This is a genomic window from Komagataeibacter xylinus (assembly GCF_009834365.1).
In the GTDB taxonomy this organism is placed as follows: domain Bacteria; phylum Pseudomonadota; class Alphaproteobacteria; order Acetobacterales; family Acetobacteraceae; genus Komagataeibacter; species Komagataeibacter xylinus_D.
Window position 1 is genome coordinate 2527113 of record NZ_CP041348.1, and the last position, 19252, is coordinate 2546364.

General features: G+C 58.4%; 20 protein-coding genes, 1 tRNA gene and 3 pseudogenes. 14 read left to right on the forward strand and 10 right to left on the reverse strand.

Annotation, left to right across the window (positions count from 1 at the left end; translation table 11 throughout):
- Positions 1-39: 39 nt before the first annotated feature.
- A complete protein-coding gene (gene trhA, locus FMA36_RS12085) occupies positions 40-717 on the reverse strand; it encodes a PAQR family membrane homeostasis protein TrhA (RefSeq protein WP_159262554.1) in 678 nt (225 codons plus the stop codon).
- 238 nt (positions 718-955) lie between these two features.
- Between trhA and FMA36_RS12090 the strand changes: the two genes are divergently transcribed.
- The gene (locus tag FMA36_RS12090; RefSeq protein ID WP_159262556.1) at positions 956-1171 is read left to right on the forward strand and encodes a hypothetical protein; all 216 of its coding nucleotides are present in this window, start codon (positions 956-958) and stop codon (positions 1169-1171) included.
- A gap of 189 nt (positions 1172-1360) precedes the next feature.
- Here FMA36_RS12090 and FMA36_RS12095 read toward each other — a convergent pair whose 3' ends face one another.
- A complete protein-coding gene (locus FMA36_RS12095) occupies positions 1361-1612 on the reverse strand; it encodes a hypothetical protein (RefSeq protein ID WP_159262558.1) in 252 nt (83 codons plus the stop codon).
- A 140-nt stretch (positions 1613-1752) separates the two neighbouring features.
- Between FMA36_RS12095 and FMA36_RS12100 the strand changes: the two genes are divergently transcribed.
- A complete protein-coding gene (locus FMA36_RS12100; RefSeq protein ID WP_159262560.1) occupies positions 1753-2997 on the forward strand; it encodes a DUF2075 domain-containing protein in 1245 nt (414 codons plus the stop codon).
- A gap of 4 nt (positions 2998-3001) precedes the next feature.
- Here FMA36_RS12100 and FMA36_RS12105 read toward each other — a convergent pair whose 3' ends face one another.
- Complete coding sequence (locus tag FMA36_RS12105; protein ID WP_159262561.1) at positions 3002-3241, reverse strand: hypothetical protein; 240 nt, start codon at positions 3239-3241, stop codon at positions 3002-3004.
- 119 nt (positions 3242-3360) lie between these two features.
- Positions 3361-3549, reverse strand: a complete 189-nt coding sequence (locus FMA36_RS12110) for a CsbD family protein (protein WP_159262563.1) — start codon at positions 3547-3549, stop codon at positions 3361-3363.
- 494 nt (positions 3550-4043) lie between these two features.
- Between FMA36_RS12110 and FMA36_RS12115 the strand changes: the two genes are divergently transcribed.
- The gene (locus tag FMA36_RS12115) at positions 4044-5348 is read left to right on the forward strand and encodes an MFS transporter (RefSeq protein WP_159262565.1); all 1305 of its coding nucleotides are present in this window, start codon (positions 4044-4046) and stop codon (positions 5346-5348) included.
- Positions 5349-5691: 343 nt separating this feature from the next.
- On the forward strand, positions 5692-6993 hold the full coding sequence (locus FMA36_RS12120) for a peptidoglycan-binding domain-containing protein (protein WP_159262567.1): 1302 nt from the start codon (positions 5692-5694) through the stop codon (positions 6991-6993).
- Positions 6994-7190: 197 nt separating this feature from the next.
- Here FMA36_RS12120 and FMA36_RS12125 read toward each other — a convergent pair whose 3' ends face one another.
- The 3 genes and pseudogenes from FMA36_RS12125 to FMA36_RS12135 all read right to left on the reverse strand — a co-directional run.
- Positions 7191-7334, reverse strand: a complete 144-nt coding sequence (locus FMA36_RS12125; protein ID WP_159262568.1) for a hypothetical protein — start codon at positions 7332-7334, stop codon at positions 7191-7193.
- A gap of 19 nt (positions 7335-7353) precedes the next feature.
- A complete protein-coding gene (locus FMA36_RS12130; RefSeq protein WP_240906344.1) occupies positions 7354-7809 on the reverse strand; it encodes a hypothetical protein in 456 nt (151 codons plus the stop codon).
- A gap of 197 nt (positions 7810-8006) precedes the next feature.
- A pseudogene (locus FMA36_RS12135) lies at positions 8007-8090 on the reverse strand (IS5/IS1182 family transposase); the annotation flags it as partial.
- Positions 8091-8522: 432 nt separating this feature from the next.
- Between FMA36_RS12135 and FMA36_RS12140 the strand changes: the two are divergent.
- From FMA36_RS12140 to FMA36_RS19480, 5 genes and pseudogenes are all read left to right on the forward strand, one after another.
- Positions 8523-9053, forward strand: a complete 531-nt coding sequence (locus FMA36_RS12140) for a heme NO-binding domain-containing protein (protein ID WP_159262569.1) — start codon at positions 8523-8525, stop codon at positions 9051-9053.
- Positions 9050-9445, forward strand: a complete 396-nt coding sequence (locus FMA36_RS12145; RefSeq protein ID WP_159262571.1) for a hypothetical protein — start codon at positions 9050-9052, stop codon at positions 9443-9445. Before FMA36_RS12140 ends, FMA36_RS12145 begins: the two co-directional genes overlap by 4 nt.
- 18 nt (positions 9446-9463) lie before the next feature.
- Positions 9464-10543 carry an IS5 family transposase gene (locus FMA36_RS12150; RefSeq protein WP_010516652.1) on the forward strand — a complete coding sequence of 360 codons (1080 nt, stop codon included), beginning with the start codon at positions 9464-9466 and terminating at the stop codon, positions 10541-10543.
- 263 nt (positions 10544-10806) lie between these two features.
- Entirely contained in the window at positions 10807-12243 is a 1437-nt protein-coding gene (locus FMA36_RS12155; RefSeq protein ID WP_159262573.1) for a putative bifunctional diguanylate cyclase/phosphodiesterase, read from the forward strand.
- A gap of 192 nt (positions 12244-12435) precedes the next feature.
- Positions 12436-12971 (forward strand): annotated as a pseudogene (locus FMA36_RS19480) (IS5 family transposase); the annotation flags it as partial.
- A gap of 109 nt (positions 12972-13080) precedes the next feature.
- Here FMA36_RS19480 and FMA36_RS12170 read toward each other — a convergent pair.
- Positions 13081-13155: transfer RNA gene (locus tag FMA36_RS12170), tRNA-Met, on the reverse strand.
- A 178-nt stretch (positions 13156-13333) separates the two neighbouring features.
- On the opposite strand from FMA36_RS12170, the gene FMA36_RS12175 reads away from it, so the two are divergent.
- The gene (locus FMA36_RS12175) at positions 13334-14563 is read left to right on the forward strand and encodes a mechanosensitive ion channel family protein (protein ID WP_159262576.1); all 1230 of its coding nucleotides are present in this window, start codon (positions 13334-13336) and stop codon (positions 14561-14563) included.
- A gap of 18 nt (positions 14564-14581) precedes the next feature.
- Here FMA36_RS12175 and FMA36_RS12180 read toward each other — a convergent pair whose 3' ends face one another.
- Complete coding sequence (locus FMA36_RS12180; protein ID WP_159262578.1) at positions 14582-15424, reverse strand: undecaprenyl-diphosphate phosphatase; 843 nt, start codon at positions 15422-15424, stop codon at positions 14582-14584.
- 123 nt (positions 15425-15547) lie between these two features.
- On the opposite strand from FMA36_RS12180, the gene FMA36_RS12185 reads away from it, so the two are divergent.
- From FMA36_RS12185 to FMA36_RS12200, 4 genes and pseudogenes are all read left to right on the forward strand, one after another.
- A complete protein-coding gene (locus FMA36_RS12185; protein WP_159262580.1) occupies positions 15548-16006 on the forward strand; it encodes an MlaD family protein in 459 nt (152 codons plus the stop codon).
- A gap of 276 nt (positions 16007-16282) precedes the next feature.
- A complete protein-coding gene (locus tag FMA36_RS12190; RefSeq protein WP_159263908.1) occupies positions 16283-17425 on the forward strand; it encodes a pyridoxal phosphate-dependent aminotransferase in 1143 nt (380 codons plus the stop codon).
- A gap of 204 nt (positions 17426-17629) precedes the next feature.
- The gene (locus FMA36_RS12195; protein WP_159262582.1) at positions 17630-17830 is read left to right on the forward strand and encodes a hypothetical protein; all 201 of its coding nucleotides are present in this window, start codon (positions 17630-17632) and stop codon (positions 17828-17830) included.
- Between the two features lie 28 nt (positions 17831-17858).
- A pseudogene (locus FMA36_RS12200) lies at positions 17859-18495 on the forward strand (transposase).
- Here the strand turns inward: FMA36_RS12200 and FMA36_RS12205 are convergent.
- Positions 18485-19246 (reverse strand): hypothetical protein, encoded by a 762-nt coding sequence (locus tag FMA36_RS12205; protein ID WP_159262584.1) that lies wholly within the window; start codon positions 19244-19246, stop codon positions 18485-18487. The pseudogene FMA36_RS12200 and the gene FMA36_RS12205 sit on opposite strands and share 11 nt — an antisense overlap.
- Between the last annotated feature and the right edge of the window lie 6 nt (positions 19247-19252).

Sequence of the window (19252 nt, forward strand, 5' to 3'; positions counted from 1 at the left end):
TGCCATCAGGATAATCATATAAACTTCTCGATCAGGACACTAGAACCCGCGCATCGGCCCGTGGCTGTAGTGCAGCAGCATGCAGCCCACCGCCGTCATGTGCGTGCCAGCGCCCAGCACCACCATCACGTGCCACAGCACGTTGGAAAACGGCATGTTCTCGCGCATGTAGAACACCACCCCGATGCTGAAGAAGAAGAGCCCGAGCACGATGAGGAAAAAAATCGGGCTGGGCAGCATCCACGCCTGCGGGTCGGGGCACAGGAAGAAAACCCACGCCACGCACAGGTAAGGCACGACATGAAACCGGCGCGACCAGGTGAAAAAGCACATCTTGGCTACGATGCCTGCCGCAGCCATGGCCCACAGCACCGCGCAGAACCACAGGCTGGCGCGTCCCTGCCCGCCAAGCAGTATGAAGGGGGTATAGGTTGCGGCAATGGCGACGAAGATGATGGACTGGTCAATGCGCTGCAACCCGCCCTTGAGGAGGCAGGGCGGGCAGAAATTATAGGCCGCCGATGACAGGCAGGTGCCCAGTATGCCACCGCAGTAGAGCATGGTAACACCCGCCGCCAGGCCCGAATGCATCAGCATGGCCGTGTGCAGCAGCCACACGACGCCATAGCCAAGCCCCACGACGCCGATGATATGGACCGCAAGGTCGGCCGCCCGTTCGGCCACGGAATAGATGGGGAAACGCGTGCGGGTGCTCATGCGGCGGAAATTACTCCTTATTTCTGCTCTGGTCCGGTCCTGTAGCGTGAATAAGTCTGTTTCCCCATATGCAGAAGCGTTCAGGCCGCACCACGACAGCGCATGCCTGACCTGAGGCTGGCCTGCTGTCATAGCGTGCGGCCATGCAACGCGCAAAGCTGCCCCATGCGGGCGGGGCTTGCGGGGCAGGGACCTTGTGGCGCACAACGCGCCCCGAATGACAGGGAGAAAGCAGGACATGGCCCGATCATGGCCACTGGTCTGGGTGCTGGTTGCGCTGGCAGTAGGGCATTTTGCGTGCGGCGTAGCGCTTACGCCATGGCATGTCGTGGGCATGGTACTGGCGGGGCTGGGCTGCTTCGTGCTGGTCTGGGGGCTGTTTCTGGGCGGCCTGATGCTGCTGGCCTATGTCAGCAGCCTGTTTGAACGCACGGGCAGCAAGATGCGGTGGTAGGTGGCAGTCGCCAGCAGGTGCTGTTTACGGCGATGGTCTTGGGCAGCATCCCCTGCATTTTCTCCGTTGTGAAAAAATTGGCATCAGTGAAGTCATTTTCTGCCATGGAATGCGCTCTTGCGCCGTCGGCTGTTCCGTACATAAAAAAACAGGGGTTTCCCCCTGTTTTTCGTGGCGGTGCGGGCCGCTTCAGCGTGCGGTGCGTTCGCCGGTCACGTGGGCGCACAGGGCCTGGATCTCGGCTGCGGTTACGCCCTCGGGGTTGTGCTCGGCCTTCCTGGCGATCTCGTGCTCGGTGCCCGAGGCGCGGCCATGTTCCTTGGCAACATGCTGGGCAATGGCAATCACCTCTTCCTTCTGCAGCAGCTTGGGCTCTTTCAGGCCTTTTGCTGCAAGCTTGTGCATGTGTTCGCGGGCGGCGGCGGTGGGTTTGTCAGTCATGGTCAGGCTATCCTGTTAACGTGGCGCGCAGTCTGCGCGTAAGGGCGTGTTATAACTTATAGGATGCACGACCTCACATCGTATTTTACATATCAGCTTTGTGCTGCCCGGTGTGGGCAGTCCCCTTGACGGAAACCCATATGCAAACGCCCGTTCCCCCCGCGCCCGATAGCGCCCTGACACGCCTGGCACCCACGGTCGGGCTGACCGGCCCGCAGCAGGCGCTGATGGATGAAGTGCTGGCCTTCTGCCGTGCCCACACAGCCGATGCGCATGCGCTGTTCGTAATCGAGGGTGACGCGGGCACGGGCAAGAGCCTGCTGCTCAACACGCTGTTCACCGCCATTCAGCACGCGGCTCGTGGCCGGGATGCACAGGACCCGCTGCACGGCACCCATAACTGCCTGCTGGTCAACCATCCGGAAATGATCAAGCTGTACCGCAACATTTCCGAATCCCAGCCCAGCCTGCGCAAGAAGGATTTCGAGCGGCCCACTACTTTTATCAACCAGATGGCGGGGCATGGGCGGCGTGCCGATATCGTGCTGGTGGATGAGGCCCACCTGCTGCTGACCCGCAGCGACCCCTATAACCGCTTCAGGCAGGACAACCAACTGGCCGAGATCATCCGCCATGCCCGCATTGTGGTGATCGTGTTTGATGCAAGGCAGGTGCTCAAGTTCAAGAGCCTGTGGACCGATGAGCGCCTGCGCGCGCTTGTTGCGGGTTATCCGGTTGTAATCCGCAGGCTGGACCAGCAGTTCCGCATGCATGCCCATGCAGATGTGATGGAGTGGATCCGCGCCCTGCGCGATGGCTGGCTGCGCGCGCTACCGGCACCGCAGCCTTTTGATTTCCGTATTTATGATGATGCGCAGGCTCTGTACGAGGCCATATGCCAGCGCAACGCGCAGTACGGGCTGTGCCGCATGCTGGCCACCTATGATTACCCCTACACCCTGAACGGGCAGGACCATTTCATTACCGAAGGGCGTTTTCACCTGCGCTGGGACCGCGCCATGCCGCAGGCCCGCCTGCCCTGGGCGGAACGGGCGGATACGATTGATGAGGTGGGCTCGGTCTACACCATTCAGGGTTTTGACCTGAATTATGCGGGTGTGATCCTTGGCCCGTCCGTAACCTGTGACCCGGCCACCGACCGGATCGTGATCGACCCCACCCGCTATGAGGACCGCGCCGCCTTTACCGGGCGCGACGGGGTGGAGAACCCGCCCGCGGTCATGGCGCGGATCATCCTCAACTCCATCAACGTGCTCATGACACGCGGGGTGAGGGGACTTTACATTTATGCCAGCGATCCCCGCCTGCATGCCCGGCTCAAGGTTTTATGGAACGCGCGGCAGGCTGCTCCCGCCGCGCCGTAGGGGTTCAGCCCTTCTCGCCAAGGCGCTTGAGGTAGGGCAGGATTTCAGAGCCGGATTCAATGGCGTGGCCGAGAACGGTCTCGACGAGTGTTGCAAGCCCCTGCGCATCAAGCCGCGTGAGGATCACGCTCAGGTCATGCCTGTCGGCATCGGAAAGCTCGGGGGACTGGATGATGCGCCGTTCAATCGCCGCCTTCATGGCGTCGGTGGTGAAGGGCATGTCGATAATCTGGTCTTTGCTCATGGCCGTAAATTTCCTGCAAGAATAAAGGAACAGGCCATGGTACGGGTTGCCGGTTTTCCGGCAACCACCCTGCACGCGATGCGGTTATGCGTTTGCTATTACAGGTGTCTGGCAGGCTTTCAGCCCTGTTCGGGCTGATCCATGGTGGCCATGCGGTGCAGGCGTGCCGTTTGCGAAAAGCCACGCATTTCCTGTGCGATGCCCTGGCGCTCCAGCCGCCGCAGGCCCGTGGCATAGCCAATTTCCTGCTTGAGCTGACCGAGCAGCATGTTGGTGCGACCGCGGAGCATCGTCTTGAAACGATCCATGTCACATCTCCCCTAAAAGATTTACAGAGCAATGCTGCGTTAAACGCATGCCAGATAACAGCACGACGCATGGAGGAATGCAACGTCTAATGCATACCTGACAGACATTTAATGCATAAATGAGAGGAATGGCCGGGGTTCGGCTTGCGTGAAGGGCTATAGGCCCCAGACTGCGGCAGAAACAGGCATGACAGGCCGGATGAAGACCTCGCTCCTGCTCGGAAGTGCATGAGGAAGGGAAAGTTCCAAAGACCTGTTGCCTTGGAAAGCATGATGATCAATATATTTTGTAGAATTATGTTTCATTAATTGTAAAATAAAATACATGTCGTTAATATTATATATTGTTTCATGCAGAACAATAAAATCCCACGAAATTATGCTTTAAAGCATGCGTGGTAACTGACAGATTGATTATGTTGGACCCGGCCTGTCGTTTTACGGCCCCATGATAACGTACGGCCTGGCCTGAAAATTGTAGGGAAAGCAGAATAATGGAGAACAGGCAGGCGCTTTCCCTTAAAGAAAAGACGGCCTATGGCTGTGGTGATGCCGCCTCCAACATGATGTGGGGCATGACGTCATCCTACCTGATGTATTATTATACAGATATATATGGCCTGCCGCTGCCTGCCGTATCATGGATACTGCTGGTGGCCCGTGTTGTGGATGCTTTCTGCGATCCGGCCATTGGCTATTTTGTTGACCGCATGGGCGGGCTGATCGTGCCGCGCCTGATCCGTGCCCTTGCCATTCCCTTTGGCATGACGGGTTTCCTGTGCTTTCTGGCCCTGCCGCTTACGCCTACGGGGAAAATCCTGTGGGCTGGTGCAACCTATATCGTGTTCGGTGCCATCTATTCGTGCATCAATACACCCTATGGTGCGCTGGCCGTGATGATGAGCCGCTCCGCCACGGGGCGGGTTGGCCTCAATGCATTCCGCATGATGGGCTGTCAGGCCGGATCGCTGCTTGTGGCGCTGCTGACCATTCCCGCCATTACCTGGCTGGGTGGGGGCGAAAGTGCGGCGCAGCACCGGTATGGCATGGCGGTGTATGTGCTGGCCCTGTCGGTGCTTGGCAGTATGTTGTGGCTGTGCGTGGCGCGTGGCTGCACCGTAAGGCACCCATCAGCACCAGTCCGGCAGGATCTTATGATCACGCTGCGCCATCTTCTGGGAAACCGGCGATGGGTGCTGAGCAATCTGCTCGCGTTCTTCTATTTTGTAGGACAGGCGGCCCTGTTCGGGTTCGTGCTGTATTACGCCCGCATCATTCTGGGCGGCACGGAGCAACTGGGCGCCAATATCATTACCTTCGTCACCGTCCTGCTGTTTGTGGGCGTGCCTGTATGTCTTCCGCTTGCCAGGCGTATGGGCAGTATCCGAAGTGGGATCATATGCCTGATCGCGCAGGGAGCAGCCTATCTGGCAATGGCTGTGGCGGGTGCGTCCATGACAGGTTTTTTCCTGTCCATAGCGCTTCTGGCACTGGCGCAGGGCGTAATGTCTCCGCTGTATTACACCTTGCTGGCGGAAGCCGTGGATGACGGTGATGCGCAAACTTCGACCGGATCGGCCGGTCTGGCGTATTCGCTCAACACATGGGTCACGAAACTGGCGATGGGGCTGACCGGCTTCGTTCTGGCGCAGTTCCTGTCACATGGTCATTACGTTGAAGGTGGGGGAGTGCAGCCATCGGAGCTGTCATTCTGGATTATGGCCGGGTTTGTCTGGCTGCCGCTGGGGGCGGTCTGTATGCAGGCCCTCTGCCTGCTGGCATGGCGCGGCAGGGAATGAAGACTGGGTCATGCATCATGCTGTCTGCTCAATGCAGGGCAGAAAGGCGGCAGTTGCCTGATGCTGGAAAATTAAAGTCTCGTTTTGTATTTTTTTAAATAAAAGATCAGATCTCAGTCAGTCTGCATGCTCCGTTTGTTTTTTTACTTTCAACTCCTGTCAGGGCAAGGCAAGCAGGCTCGATATTCCCGACCCAATGCCATGCGTGGTTGGATATGGGCAGCCATATCACCACAAAAAATTATCAGGGTCAGCAGGTTACTTGCTCTCTCTATTGAGCAGACTTATTGTACAGGCAGATTTTTTCCAGTGCTGTCTGATATTTCCTGAAAAAGGTTTTCCCATGCGCGTCTGTGGCTGGTTGTGCGGTAGTTTCCTGCCCGTCATGCTCCTGTGGGCACCGGCTCTTGCCGCCCCGGCCTACCATCCCGGTTTTGCCTGCCCCCGGCCTGACGGAGCCGATGTGCTGGCAACGGCGCTCTGTGCCGATCCGGCCATGGCAAAAGCTGAACTCGACCTTGAAAAAGTGTTCTATGCCCATCGCGCGCAGGAGGGGACGGGGGCCTATTCGGCCATCAAGGCGCAGGCAGTTGCCTATGACACGGCCCTGCGCAATGCGTGCGCCATTCCGGCAGCGGGTACACCGGGCGCGGTCCTGCCATCGGGGGCGGCTTCATGCTACGTGAAGGTAACGGAGCAGCAGGCCGCCGAGTGGGCAAAAACCCTGAGCGGCCCGTATGCCCAGGAGGCCGCACGCGATATCGACCTGCATATTGCCCTGCAGCAGAAGCTCATCAATGCCGGGTATGCATCCTCTCCCATGGTCAAGGCCGATGGAATTTATGGCGATGGCACGCGCACGGCCATCAAAAGCTGGCAGGCGGCCTATGGGGATGGCCAGACGGGCGCGATTGCGGATGATGAAGTGCCCCATGTCGAGAAACTCGGCGTCTCGCGCGCCGTGCGCTGGGCCCATCAGTCGCCCGAGCCTTCCCTGAGCAGCGATACGAGCGCACCGCCCCTGCTGCGTATCTTCCAGCTCGACATGCTGGGCATCCAGCGCCCTTTTCTTGAGCAGATTGCGGGAATAGCCAAATATGTGAACCACTACTCGGACAAGACCGCGACCTATACTTACATGATAAAAGGCTGTGAACTGACAGCCTATGAACAGGGCGACCAGATTCAGGGCTATGGGCTGAAGGTCACGCCGTCGTGCTCGGTGCCGCTGACGCCGTTCATCCAGAATTCCACCCCTACGGTGGCCGAACTGACACTTGGCGACATAAGTGCCGCGTTGAATGGCAACGCCCGCCCGGTTTCCGACTGCCTTGAAGGCTGCGGCAATGCTGCTGACCCCAATATCGGGCTGATGGAACAGGGATCGCATGCCGAGGATTACGTGAATATTGAAGTCTATGCCCCGGTTGTGGACGATAAGGCGCTTGATGCGTCTTCAAACTGGCAGAATGCGATCAGGAAACATGAAACTGATGATTACATCGTGAACGGAAAGTTCAACTGTGATGGCAAATATGCCGCCGAGGGACTGCATGCCATGCGCGATGTGCCGGTAAAGGAGATTTATGTAGGCAGGGGAGAGTCGACTACTGGCCATGGCATCAATGCGCAGTGTGGCCAGTAAAAAAGACATTGACATCATGGGGTTGGGAAGGGGCGGCAGGGAACAGCGGACACATGTTGTTCTGAGTAACGAATGACTGTTGCATGGTTTTTTTTCATGTCAGTCTGCACATCACTGGTCGAAGGTCCCCTACAGGCTGCCTCTGGCGCCTGCTGCCCCCATAGTTACGAAGTTGCTTCAGGGCGTGATGAGCCTGATTACGTCTGCCCCTGCGCGATCTGGCCAGGCTGGGCAATCAGGCCGGATACCACCATAAGCTGCAGCGGACGCAGGCGCAGGAGAAAACGCGGCAGCCCAGCAGGCCACCTTCTGGCGGGGTGCAGGTGGCGGTGGCTTCGCACCCGTCATGGATCCGTACTGTCATGGCCGGGCAGTGTCCGTATTTGCGCCGCGCGCGCCCATCGCCATGCCGATGACCATCGAGAGATAGACCAGCGCCATCCTGCGCGGCGCCATGACCAGTTCCCACCCCGGCGTAAAACGTTTTGGGGTGGCCTTGTAATCCACCAGATAAGCAACCGGCCCGAGGGCTGCGGTAACGGCCAGCCTGCGCATGAGCCCCGGCTGCCTGCCCAGCGCCCTGTCATACAGCCACGCCCAGAACATGGTGGCGGCGGTGTTGGTGGCCAGCCCCACAAGGGTGGCCTGCCCGCCTGCCGCGTCCATTTGGGCGGCCCTGTCACCATATAGCCAGTGCGCGGTGCAGTTTATGCCTGGACCATACGCGCCCGTCTGCCTGTGGCCCTGCATCATGGCCATGGCTGATGACATGGCGGATCCCATAAGGGTGATCTTGAGTATGCGTGGTATTGCCATGAAACGATGCCCCTGAACTGCGTGTGACGGGAATGCCGCAAGGTTGCCTCACAGCCAACGCAGCCCTGTCCGCCCCGTTTCAATCAGCCTGCTTTCATGTGCAGTATCTGGGGGATATATGGCGCGTGTTGTCGATTACGGGGCATATGACAGCAGCATCGATGAGCGTGTATGTGCGCCATGCCGAGCAGAAAACCAGTGCCGTCAACATGACTCTCCCGGCCGGGAAGAATATCCTTTAGCCGCTCCCATTGGTCGTTGCGTAAACCATAACGCCGCATCTGTCTGCCTCCCCAAAAACCGGGACGACAGTCAGCACAGGCAGCCAGAAAGTACAACCCGCGGCCGCACGCTCGGAGCCTAACTGACTGACGACACGCCCAAAAGCTATCTAATTTATTGTCTTGAAAAGGAGGGAAAATATGCTGCAAATTATGTTATTACGAGTCCATAACACATATTTCCCATATGCATAAATAACAGGTTTATTTATTGCAATAATGAATGTGATGGTTCGAAATTTCAGAGAAAACCGCGAATTATTAGTATAGTTGTGCGCCTTATGCTCAGCATACGATTTCCTGGATTTCTGAAAAATCGATCAGGTATGCGCAAAATGCATATAAGACATAAAGTGACATCAGAATGCATCGTTATTATATATCCGCGATATATCTTTAAAATGAATATATATTACAAGAGGTTGTGAAATAATGAAGGGTATTGTTTTTAATATTCTGGAAGAGGTCGTGGAAAAGAACCACGGCGCGGAAGCATGGGATACCCTGCTGGAGGCCGCCAATGTCAGTGGCGCCTATACTTCGCTGGGCAGCTACCCCGATGCGGAAATGCAGGCGCTGGTAGTAGCAGCTTCAAAGCACCTGGGTATTACGCCGGCCGAATTGCTGCACAGCTTCGGGCGGGATGCCATGCCCATCCTCAAGCAACGCTATCCGGAACTGTTCAGTACGCATCCCAATTCGCGCAGCTTTATCCTGAGCGTGAACAGCATTATCCATCCCGAAGTGCGAAAGCTCTATCCCGGCGCGATGTGTCCGTATTTCCACATGAAGGAAAACGATGATGGCACGCTGGACATGACCTACAGTTCCGAACGCCACCTGATCGACCTGGCGCAGGGCTTTGTGCTCGGTGCGGCCGATGTGTTTGGCGACAGGGTTGAAGTCGAGCGTTTCCCACCCGGATCTGGCAAAGAAAACATGCTGCGGGTGAAGTGGCTATGACCATCAATTCTGGATTGGAGTCAGAAGTAACGGATTATGAAGCCCTGTACCGCCGCATCCGCCGCCGTTATGAGCGCGAACGCGAAGTGCGCATGGAAGCTGAACGCATCGCGGAGGACGGGTTGAGCCAGCTGTATGCGCGTAATCGCCAGCAGGCCTTGATGGAGGCGGTTGCAGCCCAGGCCAATAGTGGCCTGTCTGTGGAGGACATCGTCCGCTTTGCTTTTTCACAGGCCTGCGAGATGGGGCCATGGTGCATGGCACTGGCATGGTTGCCGGACAGTAAGGGCAGCGGCCGGGTGTTCCGTCTGGCCAGCCATCTTTCCGGACATGGAGGGTTCGAAAAACCCCTTGGCTCTGAATTGGTGGCTGTGATTCCATACCTTGTGTGATGATTGGGGGGATGGCTCATGAAGCAGCCGGGTTTCTTTGATGTTGACGAGCGGCTTGCCCGGTTAAGCGGGCTTGGCGATCAGTTGGAGGCATTTTCCCGGACTGTGGATTTTGAGGCGTTCCGCCCTGATCTGGAGAAGGCTCTGGCCTATTCAGACAGGAGCAAAGGCGGCCGTCCCCCGTTCGATCCGGTGCTGATGTTCAAGATCCTGGTCATCCAGACGCTGAACAATCTCTCCGACGAGCGAACGGAATATCTGATCAACGACCGCCTGTCCTTCATGCGTTTCCTCGGTCTGGGACTGTCGGACCGGGTGCCCGATGCCAAAACGGTCTGGCTGTTTCGCGAGCGTCTGACCGAGGCAGGCGCCATCCAGAAGCTGTTCGAGCGCTTTGACGCCACCCTGCGTAACGCTGGGTATCTGCCGATGTCCGGCCAGATCCTGGATGCCACGCTGGTGGCAGCGCCAAAGCAGCGCAATACCAAAGGGGAGAAAGCGGATCTCCGGGCGGGACGTATTCCAGAAGACTGGCAGGACAAGCCCGCAAAGATGTCGCACAAGGATCGTCATGCACGATGGACACTTAAGTTCACGAAGGCGAAGCGGCAGGACGATGGAACCATACCGTCGAGCGATCTCGCCATCCCGTTCTTTGGCTACAAATCCCACATCTCCATCGACCGGAAGTTTCGGTTCATCCGAAAATGGAAGACGACGGATGCCGCCGCCAGTGATGGTGCGCGATTGAGAGAGGGGCTGTTAGATAAAACCAATACGGCCTCAAGCGTTTGGGCTGATACAGCTTATCGCTCGAAAGCGAATGAGGACTTCATGGACAAAGAGGGTTTTGTCTCAAAGGTTCACAGAAAAAAGCCGCATCTCAAGCCTATGCCCCGACATATCCAGAAATCGAATGCTGGAAAGTCCGTGATCCGATCACGCGTCGAGCACGTCTTTGCCGACCAGAAATCACAGACGGGATTGTTCATCCGAACTGTCGGTATCACCCGGGCCACCATGAGGATCGGGCTGGCCAATATCGTCTACAACATGCGCCGCTTCCTCTTCCTCGAAAGGTTGAACGCGAGCGCGTAGTCATCCAGCGGGAGGGCAGTCCCCGATCTGCTCAAAACGCAGATCAAAAGCTACCCCAAAAACCGTAAATCAAATCGCCAAAACCCTGAAATCACGAGCCAGGCGCATCAACCAACGGTTCTTCGATCCCTCCACATGAGAATGCGGCTGCCGGCCGTGCACTGCCTACCGGGTCTGACAATGCGCTATTGCCCAGCATCTGCTCACGTTTGCAGATCGAGTCAGCGCCTCTGTGGCTCGTGGGTGAGGGTACCCGCTCAGGCATGCAGACCGTACTGATGGTGCCGGTCATGGTGAGTGGCCGCATGGCGATGGTACTTGAATTCGATGCCCTGTCGCGCCACGAAAGCGATCCCTATACGCTGGCCATGTTCTCCAACATCGCGCGTCAGTTGTCTCATGTGCTCGAACGGCGGGAGACCGCTGATCTCCTGCGCCACGAGGCCACGCATGATGCGCTGACAGGCCTGCCCAACCGCAAGGCTTTTCTTGCGCGGCTGGATGCTATCATGGAGCGCGACCGGAAAACTGGCCACGATCATGCGGTAATGTTCATCGACCTGGACAAGTTCAAGATGGTGAACGATAGCTTCGGCCATCATGCAGGCGACATGTTCCTGATCGAGATCGTCAACCGTCTGCGCCGCGTGTTCGATACCGAGGAGAACTGCTTTATCGCCCGTCTGGGCGGTGACGAATTTACCGCCATCATGACCGGCCCGCGCGACCAGGCCGCCCTTGAGAAGATCGGTGCGCGCATCTGTCAGGAACTGGAGGCGGAAATGGTGATTGATGGGCATCACCTGCGGCCTTCCGCCAGTATTGGCATTGTCACGTCCGATCACGACCATAAATCCTCGGCTGATATCGTGCGCGATGCCGATCTTGCCATGTATGAAGCCAAGCGTCGTGGTGGCGACCGGGTTATCCTGTTTACACCCGACCTGCTGGCACGCATGCACCACGCGCTGATCTTGCAGGGTGAATTGCCCGATGCGCTGGAACGCAACGAGTTTTTGCTGCATTACCAGCCCATCGTGGATGTGCAGGCCGGACGCGTGGTAGGCCATGAGGCCCTGCTGCGCTGGCGTGACCGGCGCGGCGTGCTGCATGACCCGGCGGCCTTTATCCGCAATGCAGAAGAAACAGGTCTGATCGTTCCTATTGGCAACTGGGTGCTGGAACAGGCGCTGCGCCATGTTGTGGCCTTCAACCGTGACCAGGCGCCGGGGTATGAAATCGCAGCCCATATCAATCTGAGCGCGAACCAGCTTCGCCAGCCCGACATGCCGCGACAGGTACGCGAACTGCTGGACATAACCGGTGCGAAGGCTGAATGGATTGTGCTGGAAATAACCGAGGACGCCCTGCTGCCGGACATGGACGCTTCCGTCCGCCATCTTGCCGCCCTGCGCGGTGCGGGCGCACGGATTGCGATCAACAGCTTTGGCGGCGGCCGCAGTTCGCTCTCGCATCTCGGCATCATGCCGTTTGACATCATCAAGACCGACCGTGGCTTCGTGAAAACCATGGGCACCCATGGCCATACGGTGGATGTGCTGCGCCTTATGGCCGATCTGGGCAAAAGGCTGGACAAAACGGTTATTATCGAGGGGGTGGAGACGCAGGCTGAACAGGACCAGCTACGGACGTTGGGCTTTCGTTATATGCAGGGCTTCCATATCGGTCGTCCGGCCTGACGTCACGCGGCCGGCATTCCAGAAAAGGATTGTCGGCCGTGTTCGCTATGCCATCTTCAAACCAGACCTGCCATGGCGGGGTATTTTCGTAACTTAGGCACAGTTTTCAGGCTGGTACTAGGGCGTGTCGTCAGTTATGGCGCGAGGTTTGAAGGAGCTTGTACTCCTGCCTGATCTGTGATGTTTTCTCCGGATAACCGTCTGTTTATCGAAGCCGTGCTGTATCGTTATCGCGCAGACATTCCCTGGCGTGACCTGCCTGTCCGTGCTCACCAGCATAATGCGGGCGCCCGTAAATAAAGGGGCACGGATCAGGCCATCGGACGGTCCCGTGGCCGACTGACCACCAAAATTCATGCCATTGTCGATGCTGCGTGAAAGGCTGTGGCGCTTTTCCTGACACCCGGGCAAAGGGCGGACATCACTGAAGCAGAGCCATTGCTCGATGAAGTCGATCCCGAGGCCTTCATCGCCGACAAGGCTTATGACGCCGATCCCCTCATCGAAAAGTTTGAAGGCCGGGGGATCACACCGGTTATCCCGTCCAAGGAATAACCGTATCTGTCCACGAACAACCCGTTTTTTCAATTTATAAAAAACGAAACATCATCGAACGGCTCGTCGCCAGACTGAAGCAGTTCAGAGGCATTGCAACACGCTATGACAAGCTGAAATCAACCTTTCTTGCAGCAGTGCAACTCATCTCCGCTGTCATCGGAGCTAACTGACGACACGCCCTAAAACAGGGGAGGGCAGTGTGCTAAAACCGCAAGTTACCGTGTCTGGCAACGGGCCTGAAAAAGCATAAAAATGTAGGGAAATCAATCCTAACGCAGATGGTAGCGGTGGACGGATTTGAACCGCCGACCAAGGGATTATGATTCCCCTGCTCTACCGCTGAGCTACACCGCCATCGCGTTAGGATGAGTGCGGAATACCCGCGCTCCTGGGGCAAGTCAACCCATGTTTTCGCATTCGGGTTCAAAACACATAAAAAAGCCCCGGATTTGGCACATCCACCGGATAGGGGGTACTAAGGCAGACCCACCCCCTAAAACTGTAACAACCAGCAAAAGGCTGCGCATCCTTCGTGAAAACCGAATTTCTCACACTTCTGACCCAGATCAGGCACCTGTTCGGATGGCTGCCGGGACTGCTGTCCTCCATCCTCATGCTGTGTGTGGCCGGGCTGGTGGCGGAAATGTTCAGCCGGTTCATCACGAAACTCATCGTGCGCATACCGGGGCAGAAGCGCGGGGCCTTCGTGCGTTCGTTCACCATGGCCATGCAGCGCCCGGTGCGCATCATGCTGGTCATCGTGTTTGTCGGCACGGCGCTGCCGGTATCGGGCCTGCCATATGACATCATGCAGGCCACCACCCACGCGCTGGTGGTGCTGTTCGTGCTCATGCTGGGTTATGCCGCCGTCGTGGCCACCCGCATCCTGTCCGATGCCTACCTCAAGCGCATCAACGGCAAGGATGACAAGGACGACATCCTGCTGCGCACCCACATGACACAGGTGCGCGTGCTGCGCCGCACGAGCGACCTGCTGATCGGCCTGCTCACCATAGGTGCTGCCCTGATGACATTCGAGCCGGTGCGGCAGTACGGGCTGAGCCTGTTCGCCTCAGCCGGTGCGGCATCGCTGGTTGTGGGTCTGGCTGCCCGCCCGCTGCTGACCAACCTGTTCGCGGGCATGCAGATCGCCATGACCCAGCCCATCCGCATGGAAGACCTCATCATCATCAACGGGGACTGGGCATGGGTGGAGGAAATCACCTCCACCTATGTCGTGCTGCGGGTGTGGGACTGGCGGCGGCATATCGTGCCGATCTCGTATTTTCTTGAAAACACGTTCCAGAACTGGACCCATAATTCGGCGGCCCTGATCGGGGTGGTGTTCCTGCATCTTGATTTCAACGCGCCCATGGACCGTATCCGCGAGCGCCTGCGCGAGATCGTGCATTCCGCGCCGTTGTGGGATGGCAAGGAATTCGCCGTGCAGGTGGCTGACTGCAATGCGCATGTCATGACCGTGCGCGTCATTGCCAGCGCGCGCTCGGCCATGCAGAGCTGGGACCTGCGCTGCGAAATCCGCGAACAGATCATCGCCTTCCTGCGCGATGAATGCCCCGAAGCACTCCCGCGTGAGCGTCTGTCGCATGTAGCATCCGTCTCGGGGCTGGATGTGATGACCGACCCGGCCTCGCTCTCGCCGCCCGTCAGGCGGCCGCCGCCGGGGGCCTATCTTGGCCCGCGCAATGGTGCGGGCGGTGGTGGCGTGGGGCTCAGCGATGGCGGGCAGGGCCATGGCTGAGCAGCCCATGCGGCCTGTTCAGAACGACAGGTAGAGGAACGCGATCACGCCCGCGCCCATGCAGTACCAGCCAAACGGGCGCAGCGCCCAGTCTTCATGGTCGCGGAAGTAGCGCATGAGGATGCCCGTGCACACCAGCGCCACAACGCCCGCCACAATGGCGGCAATGATGGCCATGTGCATCTGTTCGGGCTGGGGTGGGGCATGGCGCAGCTTCAGCGCCTCGAGCACGGTGGCGGCCAGAATGACCGGTTGCGCCATGAGGAAGGAGAAGCGCGCCGCATTCTCGTGCGAGAGCCCGCGCAGCAGCCCGCCCACAATGCACGCGCCCGAGCGCGACAGGCCGGGAAAGAAGGCAAGGCACTGGAACAGTCCGATCACCAGCGCCTCGCCAAAGCCGAGGGCTGCGAGCGGGCGGTCGTTGTGGTGGCGCAGGGTGGCGCGCATGCGGTCCACGGCCAGGAGCATGACGCCGTTGAGGGTTAGGAAAACGGCGGCATAACGCGCCGTGCCGAACAGGTTGCGGATGGCGTGCTCGAACAGGCCGCCAATCAGCACGGCGGGAATGGTGGCCACGCACAGCAGGGCAAGGATGCGGATGCTGTCCATCTGGCATGTCTCGCCATGACGGCCCGCAGCGCCGGTGAACAGTGCCACCCAGTCGCGCCAGAAAAAGACCAGAAGGGCAGCACATGTGCCCAGGTGCAGCATGACCAGCAGGGGCAGGAACATCTCCCCGTGCAGATCGAGTGGCCAGTGCAGCATGGCCGGCACGATGGCCGCATGCCCGAGGCTGCTGATGGGGAACTGTTCGGTTGCCCCCTGAATGATGGCAATAATGATAGCCTGAAGGAGTGTCATTGTCCCCCCGTCCATGACGCAGTAGAATGAAAAGATAAGGCAAGGTGTTGTGCCGCATTCCCCTCGCACCGCATTGCGGCAGCTTTCGGGATGGTGTGGCGCACAGGCGGGCAGGGAACCAGCATGGCACGGCAGAGAAGTGGGGCGATCATATGCAGCGGGCTGGTCCTTCTGGTGGCAGGCGGGTTCTGTATTTACGCCCGGGCCTCGCAAAGCGGTGGATCACATGATCGCTATCCCGTCATGGCGCGGTTCGTTTCAGCCAATGGGCTGAAAGTTGGCGCGGATGTTGACATGGATGGCGTGCCCGTAGGCCGCGTGACCTCCATTGCGCTCGACCCCGCCACCTACATGGCCAATGTGGGGTTTACACTCGACCGCACCGTGTTGCTACCGGAAGATACAGCCATTTCAATCGGTAGCCCCACGCTTACGGCCGATACCGCCCTGATGGTCGAGGCCGGGCAGGCCCCGGGCCGCATCGCGCCGGGTACGGTCATTACCAATACGCGCGAGCCGCTCAGCCTCGAGCAGCAGGTGAGCAACTACATTTTTGGCAATGGCGGCCTGCCCAGCAATTGAATCATCCCGTTATGGCGGATTTTTAACGAACAGCCTCGTGCTCTCGAGCGTGTGCTGCCTGAACCTTTCAGCCCCGATTATGATCAGTATCTTCCGGAAGCTGCCATTGTTTTGATCCGGCGGCACGCTCGCCCGACGGGTTCGGGTCAAGCCTGATCCTGGGCGCAGCACCCGCGCAAACACACCACCGTTCTGGCCAGCCTGCCCTTACGTGGCGCGAAATTGTCTTGTAAGGCAGGCAGGATCTGAAACTGCATTTCCTGTCTTGAGGTCGTGATGACTGTGCCCCGGATTGATCCTTTCCACGCCATGACCATTAGCGCGCTAGCGCATGAACTGGCAGGTGAGGGGCGCAGCATCATCCATATGGAGTTCGGCCAGCCTTCCACCGGCGCGCCGCGTGCCGCGATCGAACGCGCCCAGCACGTGCTCGCCACCGACCCCATGGGGTATTGGGAAAGCCAGGCGCTCAAGACCCGCATCGCCCAACATTATCACGACACCTATGGCGTTACCCTGGCGCCCGAGCAGGTCATCCTGACCTGTGGCGCATCTCCCGCGCTGGTGCTTGCCGTGACCGTCAGCTTCGTGCCGGGCGCCCGCGTGGCCATGGCGCGACCGGGTTACGTGGCCTATCGCAACGTGCTGCGGGCGCTGCATATGGAACCCATCGAGATCGCCTGCGGGGAGGCCGAGCGTTTCCAGCTCAGCGCACAGGCCATCGCCGTCCTTGACCCCGCACCCGACGGGCTGATCCTTGCCAGCCCCGCCAACCCGACTGGCACCATCCTTTCAGCGGATGAAATGCAGGCCATTGTTGCGGTCTGCCGTGCGCGCGGCATCCGCATCATTTCCGACGAGATCTATCACGGCCTGAGTTATGGCGAGCCTGCCCACAGCGTGCTGGAATATGACCCGCAGGCGCTGGTGGTGAACAGTTTCTCCAAATATTTCAGCATGGCTCCGTGGCGGCTGGGCTGGCTTGTCGTGCCGCCTGAAAAAGTGGAGGCCGCCCGGGCGCGCATGGGCAACCTGTTCCTCACGCCCGCGGCATTGAGCCAGCATGCCGCCCTTGTGGCATTTGACTGCGGGGCCGAACTTGACGGGCATCTGGCTACCTACCGGCGCAATCGTGACCTGCTGCTCAAGGCCCTGCCTGAAATGGGCCTGACCCATATCGCACCGCCTGATGGCGCGTTTTATATCTATGCCGATATCCGCCACCTGACCGATGACAGCATTGGTTTCTGCACGCAACTCCTGCGCGATACGGGTGTCACTACCGCGCCGGGCGTCGATTTTGACCCCGTGGATGGAAAGCATTTCATCCGCTTCAGTTTTGCCGTGTCGACTGACCTGATCGAGGAAGCCATCCGCCGCATGGTTCCGTGGTTTCGCGCGCAGGCTGAAAAGGCGTAAAATGCCCTTCATGGTAACTGATGGAGCCTGGCCTGCCGCGCGACCGGACTGGAAGAGCGCAAGAGCTGATACTGGTATTGTTTTCTATTCAATATTATAAATTATTGAAATCATACACACGCCTGAGCGTATATTTTGGAAATATTACGGTTAATTAATTATTATTTGGATTATATGGCGGTTTTTTGTGTAAATATTTTATAAATGCTCTATATTATAGGATTTATCTCCCTGATCGGGGCTATTCTGGCCTATATCAATAGAGATCAGGCTCAGGAACCTTACCAGTCGCATTTTAACGGCCAGTTCAGCCTGTTCCTGCGCGTGCTGCTTTATATGGCTATCGGCGCCGTGCTTTATCTGGTGGCTATGGGTATTACCGCCCTCACGGCTAGAGCCTGTTAGATCTTGAATTTCTTCCCATATTATAGGGATGGAAGAAGGAGACGGAACAGGCACTTTTACGGATGAGACGTGGGCGATCTGGGAGCACCTGATTGAGGCGGTTCGCCCGCGGGGCAAGACGCCACCACATGATCTGCGGCGGACGATAGCAGCGATTTTCTGGCGTCATGAGAATGGTGCGAAATGGCGGAGTATCCCGACTGAACTGGGGCCTTGGTGGCGGGCGGCACACTCGGTATGACTTTTCTGGATGGTACGAACATCAGGGCTCACCACAAGGCGGCGGGAGCCCAAAAAAAGGGGCCTCTTTCGAAGAACGAGACCATCGTGAAGTGCTTGGCCGTTTTCGCGGCGGCTATGGCACAAAAGTCTGCGTGATCGCTGATGGACATGGAAAAGCTTTCGGTTTTGCGCTGGCCCCTGGACAGGCTCATGAACTGCCTCTGGCACCAGCCATGCTCGACAGCCTTCCCGCCATTCCCGCGAAACGACGGGATGGGTCGGTCGCCTGCCCAAAATGGGCCTATCGGTGTCGGCATCTTGTCGAGAACCTCTGGGCTCGCCTCAAGGAGTGGCGCGCTGTCGCAACCAGATACGAAAAAACAGCAACATCGTTCCTCACCGTCATCCACATCGCTGCCGCAGCAGACTGGATCAAGACCTAACAGGCCCTAAAACTGCAAGTCCCTTTTCGTAATCCATTGCCATCTCTGCGCTGGCATTATACTGGGCAACATTTGAAGCAGCCCCGGCACCGCTGATCGCATCGACAGAAGAGTTTCCTCTCACGGCTCCGCCGGCCGCCCCCAGTCCCGCGCTGGCTGCCGTTTCGATCGTATTGGCTATGGCATATTGGGCATCACGATCGTTCGGCGCAATGGGCTCTGCAATACCGGCGGCCACTGGCAGGGTGACAAGGTTTCCAAATCCGGCCGCCGACGTGGCAAGAGCGGATCCGCCAATGCTGCCATGGCCCAGCGCGGCGACACCGGCGTTTCCTGCCGTTTCCAGTAGCACACGGCCGTATCCGGCTTCCTTGAAGGCAGCCAGACCTGAAGCCGCAAGGCTGTCCGAAACCATTCCCCCGACCATTCCCGCGACCTGCGATCCGACCTGCTGGATCTGCAGGTCGTTCTGCATCTGCCGGGCGTCGAAGCTGTTGGTCAGCGGGTGGCTGGACGTCGAGGGCGAGCGGGACAGGTCGCCACTGGTGCTGCCGGCTGCGACCTGCACGTTCGACCCGATGGCCGACTGCGTGACCGAACTGGCATCCTGATGGGTCGCGGCCCGCAGCAGGCCACCGGCATTGGCCGTCACCATCAGCGTGTTCCCCGCAGCCGCTGTCGAGCCTTCCGCCGTCGTACTGGTGACGGTCATGCTCGACTTCTCAAGGTCAAACCCGATATTGGACTTCACCGCGAT

Excerpts from the sequence above, each read along its gene's own strand:
- trhA (WP_159262554.1), bottom strand. The coding sequence starts at position 717 with ATGAGCACCCGCACGCGTTTCCCCATCTATTCCGTGGCCGAACGGGCG.
- FMA36_RS12090 (WP_159262556.1), top strand. The coding sequence starts at position 956 with ATGGCCCGATCATGGCCACTGGTCTGGGTGCTGGTTGCGCTGGCAGTA.
- FMA36_RS12095 (WP_159262558.1), bottom strand. The coding sequence starts at position 1,612 with ATGACTGACAAACCCACCGCCGCCGCCCGCGAACACATGCACAAGCTT.
- FMA36_RS12100 (WP_159262560.1), top strand. The coding sequence starts at position 1,753 with ATGCAAACGCCCGTTCCCCCCGCGCCCGATAGCGCCCTGACACGCCTG.
- FMA36_RS12105 (WP_159262561.1), bottom strand. The coding sequence starts at position 3,241 with ATGAGCAAAGACCAGATTATCGACATGCCCTTCACCACCGACGCCATG.
- FMA36_RS12110 (WP_159262563.1), bottom strand. The coding sequence starts at position 3,549 with ATGGATCGTTTCAAGACGATGCTCCGCGGTCGCACCAACATGCTGCTC.
- FMA36_RS12115 (WP_159262565.1), top strand. The coding sequence starts at position 4,044 with ATGGAGAACAGGCAGGCGCTTTCCCTTAAAGAAAAGACGGCCTATGGC.
- FMA36_RS12120 (WP_159262567.1), top strand. The coding sequence starts at position 5,692 with ATGCGCGTCTGTGGCTGGTTGTGCGGTAGTTTCCTGCCCGTCATGCTC.
- FMA36_RS12130 (WP_240906344.1), bottom strand. The coding sequence starts at position 7,809 with ATGGCAATACCACGCATACTCAAGATCACCCTTATGGGATCCGCCATG.
- FMA36_RS12140 (WP_159262569.1), top strand. The coding sequence starts at position 8,523 with ATGAAGGGTATTGTTTTTAATATTCTGGAAGAGGTCGTGGAAAAGAAC.
- FMA36_RS12145 (WP_159262571.1), top strand. The coding sequence starts at position 9,050 with ATGACCATCAATTCTGGATTGGAGTCAGAAGTAACGGATTATGAAGCC.
- FMA36_RS12150 (WP_010516652.1), top strand. The coding sequence starts at position 9,464 with ATGAAGCAGCCGGGTTTCTTTGATGTTGACGAGCGGCTTGCCCGGTTA.
- FMA36_RS12155 (WP_159262573.1), top strand. The coding sequence starts at position 10,807 with ATGCAGACCGTACTGATGGTGCCGGTCATGGTGAGTGGCCGCATGGCG.
- FMA36_RS12180 (WP_159262578.1), bottom strand. The coding sequence starts at position 15,424 with ATGACACTCCTTCAGGCTATCATTATTGCCATCATTCAGGGGGCAACC.
- FMA36_RS12185 (WP_159262580.1), top strand. The coding sequence starts at position 15,548 with ATGGCACGGCAGAGAAGTGGGGCGATCATATGCAGCGGGCTGGTCCTT.
- FMA36_RS12190 (WP_159263908.1), top strand. The coding sequence starts at position 16,283 with ATGACTGTGCCCCGGATTGATCCTTTCCACGCCATGACCATTAGCGCG.
- FMA36_RS12195 (WP_159262582.1), top strand. The coding sequence starts at position 17,630 with ATGCTCTATATTATAGGATTTATCTCCCTGATCGGGGCTATTCTGGCC.